Source organism: Actinacidiphila yeochonensis CN732 (genome assembly GCF_000745345.1).
Lineage (GTDB): Bacteria > Actinomycetota > Actinomycetes > Streptomycetales > Streptomycetaceae > Actinacidiphila > Actinacidiphila yeochonensis.
In genome coordinates this window covers 18,773-35,880 of the sequence record NZ_JQNR01000004.1, presented here as the reverse complement: position 1 = coordinate 35,880, position 17,108 = coordinate 18,773, and the positions used below count along the sequence as shown (strand labels likewise).

Sequence of the window (17,108 nt, the reverse complement as noted above, 5' to 3'; positions counted from 1 at the left end):
GTGACCTTGGACACCGGACCGCTCCCGGCCTCCTCTGGTGCCGGGCCGCTCTCCGCGTCCTTGGGCGTGTGGCCGGCTCCGGCGACGTCCCCCGCGCCGTCCGCGCCCTTGTCGCCCTTCGCCGCCTTCGACGAGGGCGACCCGCTCTCCTGGTCGAACTCGTCGGTGACCAGGGGCGCGCCGGTGTCCTCCGCGGAACCGGTCCAGCGCACCTGGAGGTCGCCCAGGGCCTCCTCCTGGTCGAGTGCGACGGCCTTCTCCCGGTACAGCTCCAGCAGCGCGAGGAAGCGGGCGACGACGGTGAGGGTGTCCGCCGCGTCGGCGGTCAGCTCGCGGAAGCTGGCCGCTCCCCGCTCCCGCAGCAGCGCGACCACGTGCTCGGCCTGCTCCCGCACGCTCACCAGGGGCGCGTGGATGTGGTCGACGTAGACCTGGGGTCTGGGCTTGGGCTGCATGGCCTTCACCGCGAGCCGCGCGAACCGCTCCGGGCCGACGCTGAGGACGACCTCGGGCAGCAGTTCGGCGTGCTGGGGCTCCAGGCCGACGGTCCGGGGGCGGCTGAGCGCCTCCTGCTCCAGCCGCTCGGCGAAGATCGCCGCGATGCGCTTGTAGGCGCGGTACTGGAGCAGGCGGGCGAAGAGCAGGTCCCGGGCCTCCAGCAGGGCGAGGTCGGCCTCGTCCTCGACCTCGGCGGCGGGCAGCAGCCGCGCCGCCTTGAGGTCCAGCAGGGTCGCGGCCACGACCAGGAACTCGGTGGTCTGGTCCAGGTCCCAGTCCGGGCCCATGGCGTGGATGTACGCCATGAACTCGTTGGTGACCTTGGAGAGCGCGACCTCGGTGACGTCCAGCTTGTGCTTCGAGATCAGCTGGAGCAGCAGGTCGAAGGGGCCCTCGAAGTTGGCCAGCCGGACGGTGAAGCGGCTGCCGTCGGCCTCGGCGTCCTCCCCCGCCCCCGCAGGGGGCTCCGCCGACGGCTCCGCCTCTCCGGAGGGCTCAGGACGTACGTCGGCGCCACCGGGCGCCTCGGCGGCCGTCAGGGCGGCCTGTACGGCCTGTACCGCCTGTACGGCCGACGGCTCAGCGGAGGCAGGACCGGAGGGCGAGGCAGCGCCGGGGGCAGCCGGCACGGGTTCGCCGGACGCGGCGGCGCCGGACGGGGGCTCCAGGGTGGCGGTGGCCGCGACGGGAGGCACCTCGGTGGCCGCCGCCGCGGCCGGCGCCCCTGCCCCGTACTCGCTCCGCTCGGGCGCGGGGGAATTCGCGCCGAGACCGAGTCGGCGTCGTGGGCGCTGAGCGTCTGGGGGCGGGTTCGCGGGCATCGGTGTTCCAGGGTGGGGGTCGGATGAGCAGGCTATCCCCCGGCCGGCCGTTCCACGGCCCGGCGCCCCCGACGATGTGCGGCGGGCCTGGGACAGGTCCGCTGCGGGCCCCGCTGGAGACCGGGAGCCCCCGGGGCCGCGGGCTCCCGCCGGGACGGGTGGGAGCCGGACGGCGGGCGGCCTACCGCCCGCGCAGCCGCCGCACGAGGATGCTGGCGTCTCCGCGGGACTCCAGGTCGGCGAGGACGACGGCGACGGCCTCGCGGACGATCCGGCCCCGGTCGATGGCCAGCCCGTGCTCGCCGCGCAGCACCAGGCGCGCGTGCTCCAGGTCCATCAGCTCTTCGGCGGAGACGTAGACGGTGATCTTCTCGTCGTGCCGTTCCCGGCCGCTCGGGCGGCGGTTCTGCCGGGGCGCCTTGCGCCGGCCTGTCGAGGCGGGCTGCGGGGTGGCGGTGATCGGCGGCGGCGTGGGCCGGCCGGCGGAGGCGGCGGGCGGCGCCGAGGAGACGGGCGGAGCAGCGGTGATCGGCGGCACGGAGGCGCTGACCGTCGCGGTGGCGACCGGGCTCGGCGACAGGGCGGGCTGGACGGCGCCGGGCCGTTCACCGCCCATCGGCCGGCGCTGCGCCGGCGGGACCGCTTCGCGGCCGGTGTGCTCCTCGGAGCCGGCCGGGCCGCCCTCACCGAAGCCGACCGTGCCCGGTGCGCCCGGTGCGCCCGCCACGGCGGGCTCCGGGCGTACCTCGTCCTCCTGGTCGGCGTCGCCGTCGCGGGCCGCCCGCCGCCGCATCCCGTCCTGGACCGGCGGGGGCGCCTGGAAGGCGGAGCCGCCCGTGGTCCGGAAGAGCTCGTCGGCGCCGGGCAGACTCACTCGGCGTGGCACCGGGCGAGCACCTCCCTGGCGAGTTGGCGGTAGGCGGCGGCACCGACGGAGTTGGACGCGTACGTGGTGATGGGCTCACCGGCCACGGTGGTCTCCGGGAAGCGGACGGTGCGCCCGATGACGGTGTGGAAGACGTGGTCGTCGAAGGCCTCGACCACCCGGGCCAGCACCTCGCGGCTGTGCACGGTGCGCGAGTCGTACATGGTGGCGAGGATGCCGTCCAGGACGAGTTCGGGGTTGAGCCGCTCGCGGACCTTCTCGATGGTCTCGGTGAGCAGCGCCACCCCGCGCAGGGCGAAGAACTCGCACTCCAGCGGGACGATCACGGAGTGGGCCGCGGTGAGCGCGTTGACGGTCAGCAGGCCGAGGGAGGGCTGGCAGTCGATCACGATGTAGTCGTAGTCGGACAGCAGCGGCTTCAGGGCGCGCTGGAGCGCGGACTCCCGGGCCACCTCGCTGACCAGCTGCACCTCGGCGGCGGACAGGTCGATGTTGCTCGGCAGCAGGTCCATGCCGGGCACGGCGGTCTTCAGCAGCACCTCGTCGGCGGCCAGACCGCGCTCCATCAGCAGGTTGTAGACCGTGATGTCGAGTTCCATCGGGTTGACCCCGAGGCCGACGGACAGGGCTCCCTGCGGGTCGAAGTCGACGAGCAGCACCCGGCGGCCGTACTCGGCCAGCGCGGCTCCCAGGTTGATGGTCGAGGTGGTCTTGCCGACCCCGCCCTTCTGGTTGCACATCGCGACGATCTTCGCCGGGCCGTGGTCGGTGAGCGGGTTGGGGATCGGGAAGTACGGCAGCGGCCGGCCGGTGGGGCCGACGCGTTCCCGCCGCTGGCGCGCCGCGTCGGGCGCGAGGGTGGCGGCGTACTCGGGATCGGGCTCGTACTCGGCGTCAGGGTCGTAGAACTGGCCGTCCTGCAGGTCGTCCTGGTCGTCGTCGAAAGGGGTCGTCATGGCGTACCGCGTCTCCGCGGTCGGATCGGGTCGGCGTGACTCGAAGGTCCGGACCGCGACGGAACCGACGGTCGTTCCTGGTTGACCACCCCCGGGAGCAAATGTCGACTCATTCACAAGTCGTCTTACCTCCTTGGTGACCAGGGAACTTCTAGACAGGTCAGCGTAACTACAGCCGACGTTTTGCGACTCTATGGCGTGTCGGTACTCCGCAGCAACACAATCCGCCGGAGACGGCACGATGTGTCGGCAACCGAACACCCTCCCTGTCAAGGGCACGACCACACGCGCGGCGGGGCCTTGGCTCGCAAGGCCCCGCCGCGCGGGGGTACTTGGCGGCGGGGCCGCCGGAGGTCAGCCGATCAGCTGCTGGAGGTCGGCCGCGGCCAGGCCGTGGGCCTCCGCCACCGAACCGTAAACCACCTGTCCCTCATGGGTGTTGAGGCCCAGCGCGAGGGCGGCGTCGCGGCTCAGCGCCTCCCGCCAGCCACGGCCGGCCAGCTCCAGGATGTAGGGCAGGGTGGCGTTGGTGAGCGCGTAGGTGGAGGTGTTCGGCACCGCGCCGGGCATGTTGGCCACGCAGTAGAACACGGAGTCGTGGACCGTGAAGGTCGGCTCGGTGTGGGTGGTGGGGCGGGAGTCCTCGAAGCAGCCGCCCTGGTCGATCGCGATGTCGACAAGTACTGATCCCGACTTCATGCGCGACACCAGCTCGTTGGTGACCAGCTTCGGCGCCTTCGCGCCGGGGATGAGGACCGCGCCGACGACCAGGTCGGCGTCGAGCACCGCCTGCTCGAGGGCGAGCGCGTTGGAGGCGACGGTCTGCACGCGGTTGCCGAAGACCTTGTCCGCCTCGCGCAGTTTGTCCACGTCCTTGTCCAGCAGGGTGACGTGGAAGCCGAGGCCGAGCGCGATGGTGGTGGCGTGCCAGCCGGAGACGCCGGCGCCGATCACCACGGCCTGCCCGGACCGCACGCCGGGGACCCCGCCGGGCAGCACGCCGCGGCCGCCGGCCGAGCGCATCAGGTGGTAGGCGCCGACCTGCGGCGCGAGCCGGCCCGCCACCTCGGACATCGGGGCCAGCAGCGGCAGCCGGCGGCCGGGGGTCTCGACCGTCTCGTACGCGATGGCGGTCGTACCGGACTCCAGCAGCGCGTCGGTGCACTCGCGGGACGCGGCCAGGTGGAGGTACGTGAAGAGGACCTGGTCCTTGCGCAGCCGGTGGTACTCCTCGGCGACCGGCTCCTTCACCTTCAGCAGGAGGTCGGCCTCCGCCCAGACCTCGTCGGCCGAGGGCAGGACGGCCGCACCGGCCGCCGCGTACTCCTCGTCCGGGATGGAGGAGCCCAGTCCGGCGCCCTGCTCGACGACGACCCGGTGGCCGCCTCGGACGAGCTCGTGCACGCCGGCCGGGGTGATGGCCACGCGGAACTCGTTGTTCTTGACCTCGCGGGGGATGCCCACCTTCACGTCGATCACGGTCCTTGCGCTCTGGGATTGCCGGGAGATTCGTCCAGGCATGGCGCACTACGGCACGACACGCCGGATCTGACCGCATTGACAGCGGCCTGAGCCAGTTTAGTGAAGGGAGAGCCGGTGTCCAGCCTTACAAAGTGGTGGGTTCACGCGATTGCGTTGGCAGTTTCGTAGGCTGGCATTCTCTTGGACGCGCGCATGGGGTTGTGCGCGGGGAGCACCGGGCGGCCCGGCGGCGGCCCGAAGGAACGGGCAGGCCGGAAGGACAGGGGACCGAGGCTCCAGGCGTCGGCCGGAGGCCGGCCGCTCGGACGGTGGAAGGGCGGCCGACCCGGACGGCCGGAAGGATCCCCGACCCGGACGGCCGCAGGACTGACGATCAGAGAGGCGGCCGGTCAGAAGGCCGGGCGCTCGCCGGGGCCCAGCAGCCGGCGGGCGGCGGTGCGCTGGACGTCGGCGCCGCCGGTGTCGCCGAGCCGGGCGAGGATGTCGGCCAGGCGCAGCAGCACCGCGGCCTCCACCGCGTGGTCGCTCCCCTGGCGGGCCCATTGCAGGGCGTCGCGGCACGTGCGCAGGGCGTCCTCGCCCTGGCCGGCGTACTCCTGCACCCTGGCGGCCTCCGCGAGCGCCCGCACCTGGGAGGGCTGGTCGCCGAGCCGCCGGTGCGCGGCCCGGCGGCCCTCCAGGCGCGCAGCGCCTCGGGATAGCGGCCGAGGCGGACGAGGACGGCGCCGGTCCTGGCGTGCAGCCGGGCCTGGTCCAGGAGCTCACCGCGGGCCTGGCGCAGGGCCAGCGCCCGGCCGAACCAGTCACAGGCGCGGGGCAGGTCGCCGCGCTCCAGGTGGGCGCCGCCGAGCGCTTCGAGGACGCGGCCCTCGGCCTCGGTGTCGTCGGCCGCCCGCGCCGCGTCCAGGGCCTTGCGGTAGCCGGCCGCGGCCTGCTCCGTACGGCCCGCCTCGGCGTCGAGGTCGGCGAGGTGGACCAGCGCGGCGGCCTTCTCGCGTACCAGTCCGCGCCGCTCGGCGACGGTGAGCGCCAGGGTGTGCAGGAGGTAGCGGTCGACGGCGCCCGGGTCGGCGCCGGGGTCGGCCCGCAGGGCCAGCACCAGGGCGGCGACCAGGCGGCGGGCGAGGGTGTCGAGCTCGCCGTCGTCCACGGCGGTCCGGGCGGCGGCCACCAGCGCGGGGCGCCGCGCGCGCAGCCACTGGCCCGCGGCCGCGGCCGAGGCGAAACGGATACCGCCGGCCGGCGCCGTGTCGGCGGGCGCACCGGTGAGCGCCGGCCTGGCCGCCTCCAGCAGCCGGACGGTCCGCTCCAGCATCCGCGCCCTGGCGAGCCTGATGTCCTGGGGGCGCTCGGAGGTGTACAGCAGGGCGTCGAGCATGGGCACCAGGCACTCCGGCAGCCGGTACAGGCCGGCGCCGGACCCGGGGGCGAGGAGGGCGGCGTCCTCCAGGGCGTCCAGGGCCCGCGCGGCGGTCTCCGGCGGGCAGCCGGCCAGCGCGGAGGCGATGTGCGCGTCGATACTGCCGGCCGGGGCCAGGACGAGGGCGCGCAGCAGCCGGGCCGAAGGGGCGGGAAGGTCCGCGTGGACGGTGCGGAAGGCCCGGACGAGGACACCGGGAGCGGCCGGGCGGCGGCTCTCCGCGGTCGGCTCCGGGCTGGTCTCCGGGATGGGCTCCAGGACGGAGCCGGGCTCCTCGGCCGCGGTCCGCCGGGTGAACGGCGTGTCGGAGGCGGCGCGCAGCCGGGCGACGGCGTCGGCCAGCGAGGTGCGGGGCCGGGCGGCGAGCCAGGCGGCGGCCATCCGCAGGGCCGCCGGGTGGCAGGACAGCTCGTGGACGAGGGCCTCGGCGGCCCGCGGGTCGTTGGTGACGCGGGTGTCGCCGATCCGGCCGACAAGCACCTCCAGCGCGGCGGCGGCGTCGAGGCCGCCGATGACGCACGGCCGGACGTCGGGCACGCCGGACAGCGGCCCCGCGGCGGTCGCGACGACGAGGCAGCCGGGGGCGTCGGGCAGCAGCCCGTCGAGCTGGTCGGCGTGCGGGACGTCGTCGAGGACGAGCAGCAGCCTGCGCCGCGCGGCCTCGGCCCGCCAGCGCCCGGCCGGGTCGGCTCCCGCGTCCAGGACGCCCAGCGCCCGCAGCAGCGCGGCGGCGGTGCGGGCAGGCGGCACCGGACGGCCCGCGTCGTCGGTGAGGCGGACGAAGAACCGGCCGTCGGGGTAGTCGCCGGCCACGTCGTGGGCGAGGCGGACGGCGAGCGCGGTGCGGCCGGTGCCGGGGCGCCCGGCCACCAGCAGGACCCGCACCCGCGCCGCGGCCCGGCCGCCTCTGACGGCGGAGAGGCCGGGACGGCGGATCTCGGCGCGCAGCTCGGCCCGTTCGCGGGTGCGGCCGGCGAAGTGGGCGGGCACCTCGGGCAGGCTCCGCACGGCGACCGGCGGCGCGCCCGCCTCGGGGGCGTACGGCGGGTACGGGGCGGCTGCGGCGCGGCCGGGGCCGGCACGGGGACGATGGGGGCGGGTACGGCCGGGGCCTCGCGCGGTGGCGGCGGGACGGCCTTGGACGACGCGCCGCCCCGCGCCGCCCGGGCGGACGGCGCGGAAGGCATGGAGGGTGGCGCGGCCGGCGCGGACGGCACAGGTGGCGCGGAAGGGGGTCCCGCCGGGGCATGGGCGCGCGTCCTGGCGCCGGGGCGTCGGCGGCCTGCTTCGCCCTTCGCAGCGATGCGGGCTTCACCCCGGGCGCAGGCGTCCCCGCCGGTCCAGCGCCCTGGGGGGTCCGCCGGGGGTCGAGGGCCTGGTCCGTCACGGGCGCGCTCCCGGGAGGTCGAGGGGTGCCCTGGGAAGGGGGCGCGTCGAGCCTAGTTCACGGGGGGCGCCGCGCTCCCGCAGCTGACACCGTCAACGCGACCGACAATCACCCCATCGGATCATCGCACCGCCGCCGACGGGGCTCGACCTCAGCCCTCCAAGGGACCCCACCCACATCGAGCGACCTACAGAGCGCGACCCGCGACCCAAGGACGCCGACCACGCCTCGCGACCTTGGTGCCCCGTCCCGCCCGGGCGTCCGGGCGACCACGGAGTCCGGCCGCCGAGTGACGTCCCCTGGCACCCGGACGGTGTCCGGGTGCCAGGGACCGCGACCGCGCGGGCCCGGCTCCCCAGGTGCCCGACCGCCTCCGACGCCGCGCAGAGGCAGGGGCGGGCCCGTAAGCCCGTATGCCCGCATAGGGACGGACCCGCCGGTCACGACCCTCAGGCGGTGAAGGGGCGGGCCGGCCAGGGCGCGTCGGCCGGGCGCAGCGCGTCCACGCCGTCGCCGGTCAGCGCCGCGTTCAGCGCCAGCACGCCGACGACCAGGCAGCTGTTGTGCAGCTCACCCGCGAGGACCCCGCGCACCAGGTCGGCCAGCGGCACCCGGGCGTACTCCAGGTCGGCCTCCTCCTCGGCGACCTCGAACCGCTCGCCCTCGGCCTCGGAGACGCCCCGGGCAAGGAAGATCCGCACCGCCTCGTCGGAACCGCCGGGCGAGGTGTAGACGTCGGCGAGCACCCGCCAGTCGTCGGCCTTGGCGTAGGCCTCCTCGTACAGCTCGCGCTGGGCGGCGTGCAGCGGGTTCTCTCCGGGCACGTCGAGCAGTCCGGCCGGGATCTCCCACAGCTTCTGCCGGGCGGGGTGGCGGTACTGCTTGAGCACCAGCACCTTCCCGTCGTCGTCCAAGGCGAGGACGGCCACCGAGCCGGGGTGGACCTGGTAGTCGCGGGTGACGGTGGAGCCGTCCGGCATCACCACCGTGTCGGTCCGCACGCCGGTCTTGTTGCCGGTGAACGGGGTGGTGCTGGCGGTGATCCGCCACTCCTCGGGGGAGTCCTTGAGCATGCTGCGCCTTCCGGGGTCCGTGTCCGGGTGGGTGTGCCCGCGGGCCCATGCGCACACGGGCCCGCGGATCGCCGTGCGGCTGCTACCGGCCGGCCGTCTTGGCCGCGACGGCGGCCTTGACCAGCCCGGCGAAGAGCGGGTGCGGCCGGGTGGGCCGGGACTTCAGCTCGGGGTGGGCCTGCGTGGCCACCAGATAGGGGTGGACGTCACGCGGGTACTCCACGTACTCGACCAGCTTGCTGTCCGGGGACGTGCCCGAGAAGACGATGCCGGCCTTCTTCTCCAGCTCCGCCCGGTAGGCGTTGTTCACCTCGTAGCGGTGCCGGTGGCGCTCCTCGACGTAGGGCTGGTCGCCGTAGACCTCGCGGACGATGGAGCCCTCGGCGAGCTTGGCCGGGTAGGTGCCCAGGCGCATGGTGCCGCCGAGGTCGCCCTTGCCGTCGACGATGTCCAGCTGCTCGGCCATGGTGGAGATCACCGGGTGGGCGGTGGCCGGGTCGAACTCGGTGGAGTTGGCGTCGGCGATGCCGGCGAGGTTGCGGGCGGCCTCGATGACGATGCACTGGAGGCCCAGGCACAGGCCCAGCAGCGGGATGCGCTGTTCACGGGCGTAGGTGATGGCGCCGACCTTGCCGTCCACGCCGCGGTCGCCGAAGCCGCCGGGCACGCACACCGCGTCGACACCGCCGAGCTGGGCGGCGGCGCCGGCCGGGGTCCTGCAGTCGTCGGAGGTGACCCACTTGATGTGGACGCGGGCGCTGTTGGCGAAGCCGCCGGCCCGCAGCGCCTCGGTCACCGACAGGTAGGCGTCGGGCAGGTCGATGTACTTGCCGACGAGGGCGACGGTCACCTCGTGCTCGGGCTCGTGGACGCGCTTGAGCAGGTCGTCCCACTGGCTCCAGTCCACGTCCCGGAAGGGCAGGTCGAGGCGGCGCACCACGTAGGCGTCCAGGCCCTCGGTGTGCAGCACCTTGGGGATGTCGTAGATGGAGGGGGCGTCGATGGCGGCGACCACGGCGTCCTCGTCCACGTCGCACATCAGCGAGATCTTGCGCTTGATCGCGGTGGGCACCTCGCGGTCGGCGCGCAGCACGATCGCGTCGGGCTGGATGCCGATGTTGCGCAGCGCGGCCACCGAGTGCTGGGTCGGCTTGGTCTTCAGCTCGCCGGAGGGGCCGATGTAGGGCAGCAGCGAGATGTGCACGACGAAGACGTTGTCGCGGCCGACCTCGTGGCGGACCTGGCGGACCGACTCCAGGAACGGCAGCGACTCGATGTCGCCGACGGTGCCGCCGACCTCGGTGATCACCACGTCCACGTCGTCGCCGGCCATACGCCGGATGCGCGACTTGATCTCGTTGGTGATGTGCGGGATGACCTGCACGGTGTCGCCCAGGTACTCGCCGCGGCGCTCCTTGGCGATCACCGAGGAGTAGACCTGGCCGGTGGTGACGTTCGCGGAGCCCGCGAGGTTCACGTCGAGGAACCGCTCGTAGTGGCCGATGTCCAGGTCGGTCTCGGCTCCGTCGTCCGTGACGAAGACCTCACCGTGCTGGAACGGGTTCATGGTGCCCGGGTCCACGTTGAGGTACGGGTCGAGCTTCTGCATGGTCACCCGGAGGCCGCGGGCTTTGAGCAGCGCACCGAGGCTGGAGGCGGTGAGGCCCTTGCCCAGCGAGGACGCCACACCACCGGTGACGAAGATGTGCTTGGTCGTCGTGGATTTCGGCGCACTTGCCAAGAGGGGGCTCCCGTGGTCGCGATGTGAGGGTCGGGACGGCTCCGGTCGGAGCGCCGTCGCGGCGGTTCAGTGGTTCACAGCCCACCGGCCCACGGGCTACCAGGGTATCAGCGACCAGGCAGTGGCACCGGCGGGCGGCTCGGCCGCGAGGTCGCCACGCCGACCTGAGGGGGCGCTCGGCGGCCGGGCGGCGATCGCCGGCGGCCGGGTGCCGGACCGGTGAGGGGTCCGGGCGGGAGGGGTGCCGATCGAGTGCCGATCGGGTGGAAATACGGCGGTGGGGCGCGCTTCCGCGGGTAGGCAGCGCCGTATGCGAGGCTGGAAACGCGTACCGGCGGCACGGCCGGCGGACGCACGGAATTGCTGCGGGCTTTTTCGCACAGACGTGCGGAGAGTGCCGTACGACACGGTCGTACCGCCGTCCGTGAGAGTGCCCCAAGGCGCCTGCCACGGCTTTGACTTCGGGTGCGCCCGTTCGGCCGAGCGAAGATCGACGAGAGGCACGCAGCGGCCCGCCCGAGGACGTATTCTGCTCGGACGCATTTGCGCGAGACGACCGGCACGGCACATCCCCGCCCTCTTGTCGGACCGCGGCTCGCCCAGTTTTTCCGACAGTTCCAGACCGGGTTTCCGCAGGATTTCTGTCCCCCGACCGCAAGAAGACCGTCCCCTCGGGGGCGGCGCCGTGTTCGACTGGAGTAGCTCGTGGCAGGGCGTATCGAGGACTACGCACTCATCGGTGACATGCAGACAGCCGCGCTGGTCTGCCGGGACGGCACCGTGGACTGGCTCTGCCTGCCCCGGTTCGACTCACCGGCGGTCTTCGCCGGACTGCTGGGCACCGACCAGCACGGCTTCTGGCGGATCGGCCCCGCCGTTCCCGAGGGCGCCGGGACACCGGACGCCACCCGCCGCCACTACCGCGGCGAGTCGCTGGTCCTGGAGTCCGAGTGGGACACCGACACCGGCACCGTCCGGGTGACCGACTTCATGCCGCCGCGCGACGGCGCGCCGCAGGTCATCCGGATAGTGGAGGGCCTCTCCGGGCAGGTGCGGATGCGCTCCTCCCTGCGGATGCGCTTCGCCTACGGCCAGGTCGTCCCCTGGGTCCAGCAGGTCGGCGCCCGCACCGTCGCCGTGGCCGGCCCCGACTCGGTGTGGCTCGACACCGATGTCGACACCTACGGCGAGGACCTCACCACCTACAGCGACTTCACCGTCGCCGCCGGCGAACGGGCCTGCTTCACCATCAGCTGGGAGCCCTCCCACAAGCCGCAGCCCGCGCTGCCCGACCCCATGGCGGCGCTGCGCAACACGGAGGCGTTCTGGCGCGAGTGGGTCGCCCAGTGCACCTACAGCGGCCCCTACCACGAGGCCGTCATCCGCTCCCTGATCACCCTGAAGGCCCTCACCTACGGGCCCACCGGCGGCATCGTCGCCGCCCCCACCACCTCACTGCCCGAGGACATCGGCGGCGTCCGCAACTGGGACTACCGCTTCACCTGGCTGCGCGACGCCGCGATCACCCTCTCCTCGCTGCTGCGCACCGGATACCGCGAAGAAGCCCGCGCCTGGCGCGAGTGGCTGCTGCGCGCGGTGGCCGGCGACCCGGAGAACCTCCAGATCATGTACGGCATCGCCGGCGAGCGCGAGCTCGGCGAGAACGAGCTGCACTGGCTGCCCGGCTACGAGGGCTCCCGCCCCGTCCGCATCGGCAACGGCGCCGCCCACCAGCTCCAGCTCGACGTCTACGGCGAGGTCATCGAGGCCCTGCACCTGGGCCACATGACCGGTATGGCCCGCAACGACTACGCCAGCGTCCTCCAGCTGAAGCTGATCGACTACCTGGCCAAGCACTGGACCGAGCCCGACGAGGGCATCTGGGAGGTCCGCGGGCCGCGCCGGCACTTCACCCACTCCAAGGTCATGGCCTGGGTCGCCGTCGACCGCACCGTCAAGCTCATCGAGTCCGGCGAGATCGAAGGCCCCCTCGAAGAGCTGCGCGACCTGCGCGACGACATCCACGCCGACGTGTGCGAGAAGGGCTACGACAAGGAACGCAACACCTTCACCCAGTCCTACGGCTCCCAGGAACTGGACGCCTCCCTGCTGCTCATCCCCCAGATGGGCTTCCTCCCCCCGGACGACAAGCGCGTCATCGGCACCATCGAGGCCATCCAGCGCGAGCTGTCCACCTCCGACGGCTTCATCCTGCGCTACCCCACCCACACCGCCGCGGACAACCCCGAGGAGAACGTCGACGGCCTCCCCGGCGACGAGGGCGCCTTCCTCGCCTGCTCCTTCTGGATGGCCGACGACCTCGCCATGATCGGCCGCGTCGACGAAGCCCGACAGCTGTTCGAGAAGCTGCTGGCCCTGCGCAACGACCTCGGCCTCCTCGCCGAGGAATGGGACCCCCGCCTCCAACGCCAGGTCGGCAACTTCCCCCAGGCGTTCAGCCACGTCCCGCTCATCGACACCGCCCTGCGCCTGACCGCGGCCGGCGCCATCCGCTAGTGCCTCCACCGGCAGCCGCCACCGCTCCGCCCGCGGGCGCGTGCCCGACCTGGGCGCGTGCCCGCGGCGGACGGCGTCAGGCCCGGGTCAGTTCGTCGTAGACGCTGAGCACCTGGGCCACCGTGTCGTCCTCGGTGGGCCAGGTCGCGGCCTGGGCGCGGCCCGCCACGGACAGCGCGGTGCGCCGCTCGGGGTCGGCGAGCAGTTCCGACACCGCCGCCGCCAGCGCCCCGGCGTCCCCGTAGGGGACCAGGACGGCGGCGTCGCCGACCAGTTCGGGGGTGCCCCCGACCGCGCTGGCCACCAGGGGCACGCCCGCGTACAGCGCCTCCTGGGCGATCAGCGCGCGGGCCTCCCAGCGGCTGGGCAGCACCACGAGGTCGGCGGCGGCCAGCAGCTCGGGCACGTCGTCACGGGCGCCGAGGAACCGCACGGGCAGCTTGCCCTCGGCTGCCCGCTGCCTCAGGTCCTCGGCCCGCGGGCCGTCCCCGGCCACCACCAGCAGCGGCTGCAGGGCATCGCCGGCCCACAGTCCGGCGGCGGCCAGCAGCGTCTCGTACCCGGCGTCCGGCTCCAGCCGGCCGACCGCGAGCAGCAGCGGCCGGTCGACGGCGCCGAACTCCGAGCGCACCCGCTGCCGGTGGCGCTCGCCGTCGGCCGGCGGCCGGGGCGGCCGGGCCGCCGGCCTGGGCACCCCGGCGGGGGCCAGCCGCACGTCGCGGGCACCGTGCCGGCGTGCCCGGTCGACCAGGTCGGAGGTGGTGGCGAGCACGGTGGTGGCCGAACGGGCCGCGCGGCGCTCCAGCCAGCGGGCCAGCAGGGCGGCACGGCCGTCGGCCGGCGGCCGCGCGCCGTGCCAGGTGAGCACCAGCGGGGTGCGGCGGCCGCCGAGGGCCAGGGCGGCCAGCAGCCCCGCGCGCAGCCCGTGCGCGTGGACCACCCCGGCGCCGACGGCGGCGGTGCGCAGGGCCGCCACGGCGGGCGCGTCGGCGGTGAGGGCGCGCCCGAGGTCGACGCGGGTGTAGCGGGCGCCGGTGGCACCGAAGCCGTAGTCGGCCTCGGCGGTGGCCGGGCCGCACACGGTGACGTCCACCCCGCGTGCCACCAGCCCGCCGACCAGGGAGCTGACGTGCGCCCCCGCCACCGTGCCGAGCACGTGCACGGCGTGCAGCTGTCCCGGGGCGGAGAGGTCGGTGCTGCTCACGCGGCTGGGGCTCCTGACTGGGCGGCGGTCAGCGGCCGGCCCGGGGACGCCGCGCCCGGCCGGGATTCCGACGGTGGGCCAAGGGCGGGGTCCCGGGTACGGCTTCGTCTTCGCGGGGCTTGAGGGCTCGGGGGCTTGCGGCTGGGAGGATCGGGGATGGGGGGTTTACGGCTCGGGCGCTTACGGCTCTGGGCTTGCGGGCTCAGGGCTGAGGCGAGGTGCGGCGGGAGCCGCGCGGTCCACGCGACGTCCGCGCGGGCGGGAACGTTCGCCGGCGCGGCGTCCGTCCCAGGATGCCAGTCCCCGGCCCCGCCCCGACCGCTTCGTACGGCATCGGACCCGCTCCCCCAGGGGCCGATCACCCGTACGGGTGATATCTGCGTCCCCAGGTGTCGAAGTGCCGCAACCCGCGGGCGTTCCACAGGCTTCGCCGGCCGACCCGGTCGCCTGCCACGGCGAAGGCGACGACGGTGGCGGCGTGCAGCAGCAGCGCGGGCCGCCGGTCGGCCAGGGCGAGGGCCGCGCCGAGGGCGGCGCCCAGGGCGTGCGCGCCGGCGTCGCCGAGCATGGTCCGCTCGTCCAGGTCGTCGCCGAGCACGGCCGCTGCGGCGCCCACCGGCGCGGAGGCGAGCACCGCTCCGGGGCCGCGCCGCAGCAGGCCGGGCAGCCCGGCGGTGATGACCGCCTTGGCGGCCCGGCCCGGCACCACGTCCAGCAGGTTCACCGCGTGGGCCGTGCCGGCGATGACCACGCCGGCCAGCGCCCGGTCCAGCGGGCGGGCCTTGAGGGCGGCACCCGCGGCCGCGGCGGCCGCACCGATGCCCAGCAGTTTGACGCCGCCCGAGGTCAGCCGGCGGTCGCGCAGCGCCCGCAGGTGGGCGGCGAAGCCCCGCTCGCGGGGTGAGCCCTTCTGGTCGTCGTAGGCGCCGCAGACAGCGGCCGCGAGCACCGCGCCCACGGCGGCGAGCCGGACCCTGCCGCTCACCCCGCGGGCGGCGGCCATCGCGGTGGCGGCACCCGCGGCGGCGGCCAGACCGCCGTAGAGCTCGACCCCCCGGCCGGCGTAGTTGGTGCGCTGCCACAACCTCGGCTCCACCGGGGGCCGGCGGCGCAACTGGACGTAGGCGGCCCTGGTCGCGGCGGCGGCCGCGGCCCCCACCGACACGTGCCCGCTTCTGCTCACTTCTCCGGCCTCCCTGGTCGGCCCGCGTGCCGCGCCCGCGCCGTCCGGAGCGGGCTGCCCCGACCGCGGCGGAGACGCGGCCGGAGCGTCCTCAGCGCGCGGCCTTGGCGGCCGCGAGCAGTTCCTCGGCGTGGGCGCGGCCGAGTTCGGAATCCTCCAGGCCGGCGAGCATCCTGGACAGCTCGCGTACCCGGTCCTCCCCCTCCAGCACGGACACCCCGCTGCGGGTCACCGACCCGTCGTTGGTCTTCTCCACCAGCAGCTGCCGGTCGGCGAACGCGGCGACCTGCGGCAGATGGGTGACCACGACGACCTGCGCGGTCCTGGCCAGCCGGGCCAGCCGCCGCCCCACCTCGACCGCGGCCTTGCCTCCGACGCCGGCGTCGACCTCGTCGAAGAGGTAGGTCGGCACCGGCGCGGTGCCCGCGAACACCACCTCGACGGCGAGCATCACCCGCGACAGCTCACCGCCGGAGGCGCCCTTGGCGATGGGCCGGGGCTGCGCGCCGGGGTGCGGGGCCAGCTGGAGCTCGACCTCGTCGGCGCCGGTGGGGCCGTAGGCGACGGCGCGGCCGCCGATGTCGATGCCCGCCTCGGCGTCCGCGGCCTCGGTCTGCCGGATCGCCACGGTCACCCGGGCGTGCGGCATGGCCAGCTCGGCCAGCTCGGCGGTGACGGCGGCGGCGAACCGCTCGGCGGCCTCCGTCCGGGCGTCGCTGAGGGCCTGGCCGAGGCCGGACAGCTCGGTGCGCAGCGCGTCGTGCTCGGCGGCGAGGCCGGCGACGCGGTCGTCGTCGCCTTCCAGCTCGGCGAGGCGGGCGGCGCCGCGCCGGGCCCACTCCAGGACGGCGTCGGTGCCCCGCAGCTCCGCGCCGGGCTCGGCGCCGTACTTGCGGACCAGGTGGGCGAGGACGGCGCGCCGTTCCTCCACCGCGGCCAGCCGCAGCGGGTCGGCGTCCAGGTCGGCGGCGTACCCGGCGAGGTCGCCGGCCGCGTCGCCGACGAGGATGCCGATCTCGCCGAGCCGGGCGGCGAGGTCGCGGAGCACCGGGTCATGGCGGCTGACCGCGTCGAGGGCGCGCTGGGCGGCGGCCACGACGGTGCCGGCGTCCACGCCCTCGGGGTCCTCGGGGTTGCCGGCCAGCGCGGCGTGGGCGGCGGTGGCGGCGGAGGCGAGCGCCTCGGCGTGCCCCAGGCGCTCCGCCTCGGCCGCCAGTTCGGCGTCCTCGCCCGGCAGCGGTTCGGCTGCCGCGATCTCCTCGACGCCGAACCGCAGCAGGTCGGCCTCCTGGGCGCGCTCGCGGGCGCGGGTGGTCAGCTCCTCGTACTCCCGTGCGACCTCCCGCAGCCGGCGGTACGAGGCGGCGTACCTCGCCAGCGGCACGTCGACGGCGTCGCCGGCGTAGCGGTCCAGCGCCTCGCGCTGCCGGGCGGGCCGCAGCAGTCCCTGCTGGTCCGTCTGGCCGTGCACGGCCACGAGGTCGTCGGCCAGCTCACCGAGCAGCCCGACGGGCACGCCGCGGCCGCCGACATGGGCGCGGGAGCGGCCCTCGGCGGAGACGGTACGGCTGATGAGCAGCGCGCCGTCGTCCAGCTCGGCCCCGGCCTCCTCGGCGCGGACGGCCGCGCGGGCGCCCGGGCCGAGGGCGACGCGCCCCTCGACCACGGCCTGCTTGGCGCCGATCCGCACCAGGGCGGGGTCGGCCCGGCCGCCCAGGAGCAGGCCGAGGCTGGTGACGACCATGGTCTTGCCGGCACCGGTCTCACCCGTCACCGCGGTGAAGCCGGGGGACAGTTCCACCACGGCGTCCTCGATGACTCCGAGCGAGCGGATGCGCATTTCCTCCAACACGGATACGACCATACGAGGTTCACGGCACCCCGCGCGACGCCCGCCCCGTTCCGGCACCCCGCGGCCCGCGCGGCCGCCGGCCCGCGGG

General features: G+C 75.1%; 9 protein-coding genes and 2 pseudogenes. 1 reads left to right on the top strand and 10 read right to left on the bottom strand.

Going from position 1 to position 17,108, the window contains the following annotated elements; translation table 11 throughout:
- Positions 1 to 101: 101 nt before the first annotated feature.
- The 7 genes and pseudogenes from BS72_RS07060 to BS72_RS07030 all read right to left on the bottom strand — a co-directional run.
- Positions 102 to 1,319, bottom strand: a pseudogene (locus BS72_RS07060) (segregation/condensation protein A); the annotation flags it as partial.
- A gap of 181 nt (positions 1,320 to 1,500) precedes the next feature.
- Positions 1,501 to 2,205: a hypothetical protein gene (locus BS72_RS07055; protein ID WP_232792261.1), complete on the bottom strand. Its 705-nt coding sequence runs from the start codon at positions 2,203 to 2,205 to the stop codon at positions 1,501 to 1,503.
- A pseudogene (locus BS72_RS07050) lies at positions 2,190 to 3,119 on the bottom strand (ParA family protein); the annotation flags it as partial. The gene BS72_RS07055 and the pseudogene BS72_RS07050, both read right to left, overlap by 16 nt.
- 396 nt (positions 3,120 to 3,515) lie before the next feature.
- Positions 3,516 to 4,631, bottom strand: a complete 1,116-nt coding sequence (gene ald / locus BS72_RS07045) for an alanine dehydrogenase (protein WP_078901262.1) — start codon at positions 4,629 to 4,631, stop codon at positions 3,516 to 3,518.
- A gap of 385 nt (positions 4,632 to 5,016) precedes the next feature.
- Positions 5,017 to 7,053: a tetratricopeptide repeat protein gene (locus BS72_RS07040; protein ID WP_232792260.1), complete on the bottom strand. Its 2,037-nt coding sequence runs from the start codon at positions 7,051 to 7,053 to the stop codon at positions 5,017 to 5,019.
- A gap of 846 nt (positions 7,054 to 7,899) precedes the next feature.
- On the bottom strand, positions 7,900 to 8,523 hold the full coding sequence (locus BS72_RS07035; protein WP_037908022.1) for an NUDIX domain-containing protein: 624 nt from the start codon (positions 8,521 to 8,523) through the stop codon (positions 7,900 to 7,902).
- 82 nt (positions 8,524 to 8,605) lie between these two features.
- Positions 8,606 to 10,264: a CTP synthase gene (locus BS72_RS07030; protein ID WP_078901110.1), complete on the bottom strand. Its 1,659-nt coding sequence runs from the start codon at positions 10,262 to 10,264 to the stop codon at positions 8,606 to 8,608.
- A 705-nt stretch (positions 10,265 to 10,969) separates the two neighbouring features.
- On the opposite strand from BS72_RS07030, the gene BS72_RS07025 reads away from it, so the two are divergent.
- Positions 10,970 to 12,781, top strand: a complete 1,812-nt coding sequence (locus BS72_RS07025; RefSeq protein ID WP_037908016.1) for a glycoside hydrolase family 15 protein — start codon at positions 10,970 to 10,972, stop codon at positions 12,779 to 12,781.
- A gap of 76 nt (positions 12,782 to 12,857) precedes the next feature.
- Here the strand turns inward: BS72_RS07025 and BS72_RS07020 are convergent, their stop codons facing one another.
- The 3 genes from BS72_RS07020 to recN form a co-directional block, all read right to left on the bottom strand.
- Positions 12,858 to 13,985, bottom strand: coding sequence for a glycosyltransferase family 4 protein (locus BS72_RS07020; RefSeq protein ID WP_037908014.1), 1,128 nt, complete (start codon positions 13,983 to 13,985; stop codon positions 12,858 to 12,860).
- Between the two features lie 358 nt (positions 13,986 to 14,343).
- Positions 14,344 to 15,168, bottom strand: coding sequence for a hypothetical protein (locus tag BS72_RS07015; RefSeq protein WP_051950771.1), 825 nt, complete (start codon positions 15,166 to 15,168; stop codon positions 14,344 to 14,346).
- Between the two features lie 91 nt (positions 15,169 to 15,259).
- Positions 15,260 to 17,032: a DNA repair protein RecN gene (recN, locus tag BS72_RS07010; RefSeq protein ID WP_037908012.1), complete on the bottom strand. Its 1,773-nt coding sequence runs from the start codon at positions 17,030 to 17,032 to the stop codon at positions 15,260 to 15,262.
- Between the last annotated feature and the right edge of the window lie 76 nt (positions 17,033 to 17,108).

Bases quoted from the DNA above. Each gene is read 5' to 3' on its own strand.
- BS72_RS07035 (WP_037908022.1), bottom strand. From the start codon at position 8,523: ATGCTCAAGGACTCCCCCGAGGAGTGGCGGATCACCGCCAGCACCACC.
- recN (WP_037908012.1), bottom strand. From the start codon at position 17,032: ATGGTCGTATCCGTGTTGGAGGAAATGCGCATCCGCTCGCTCGGAGTC.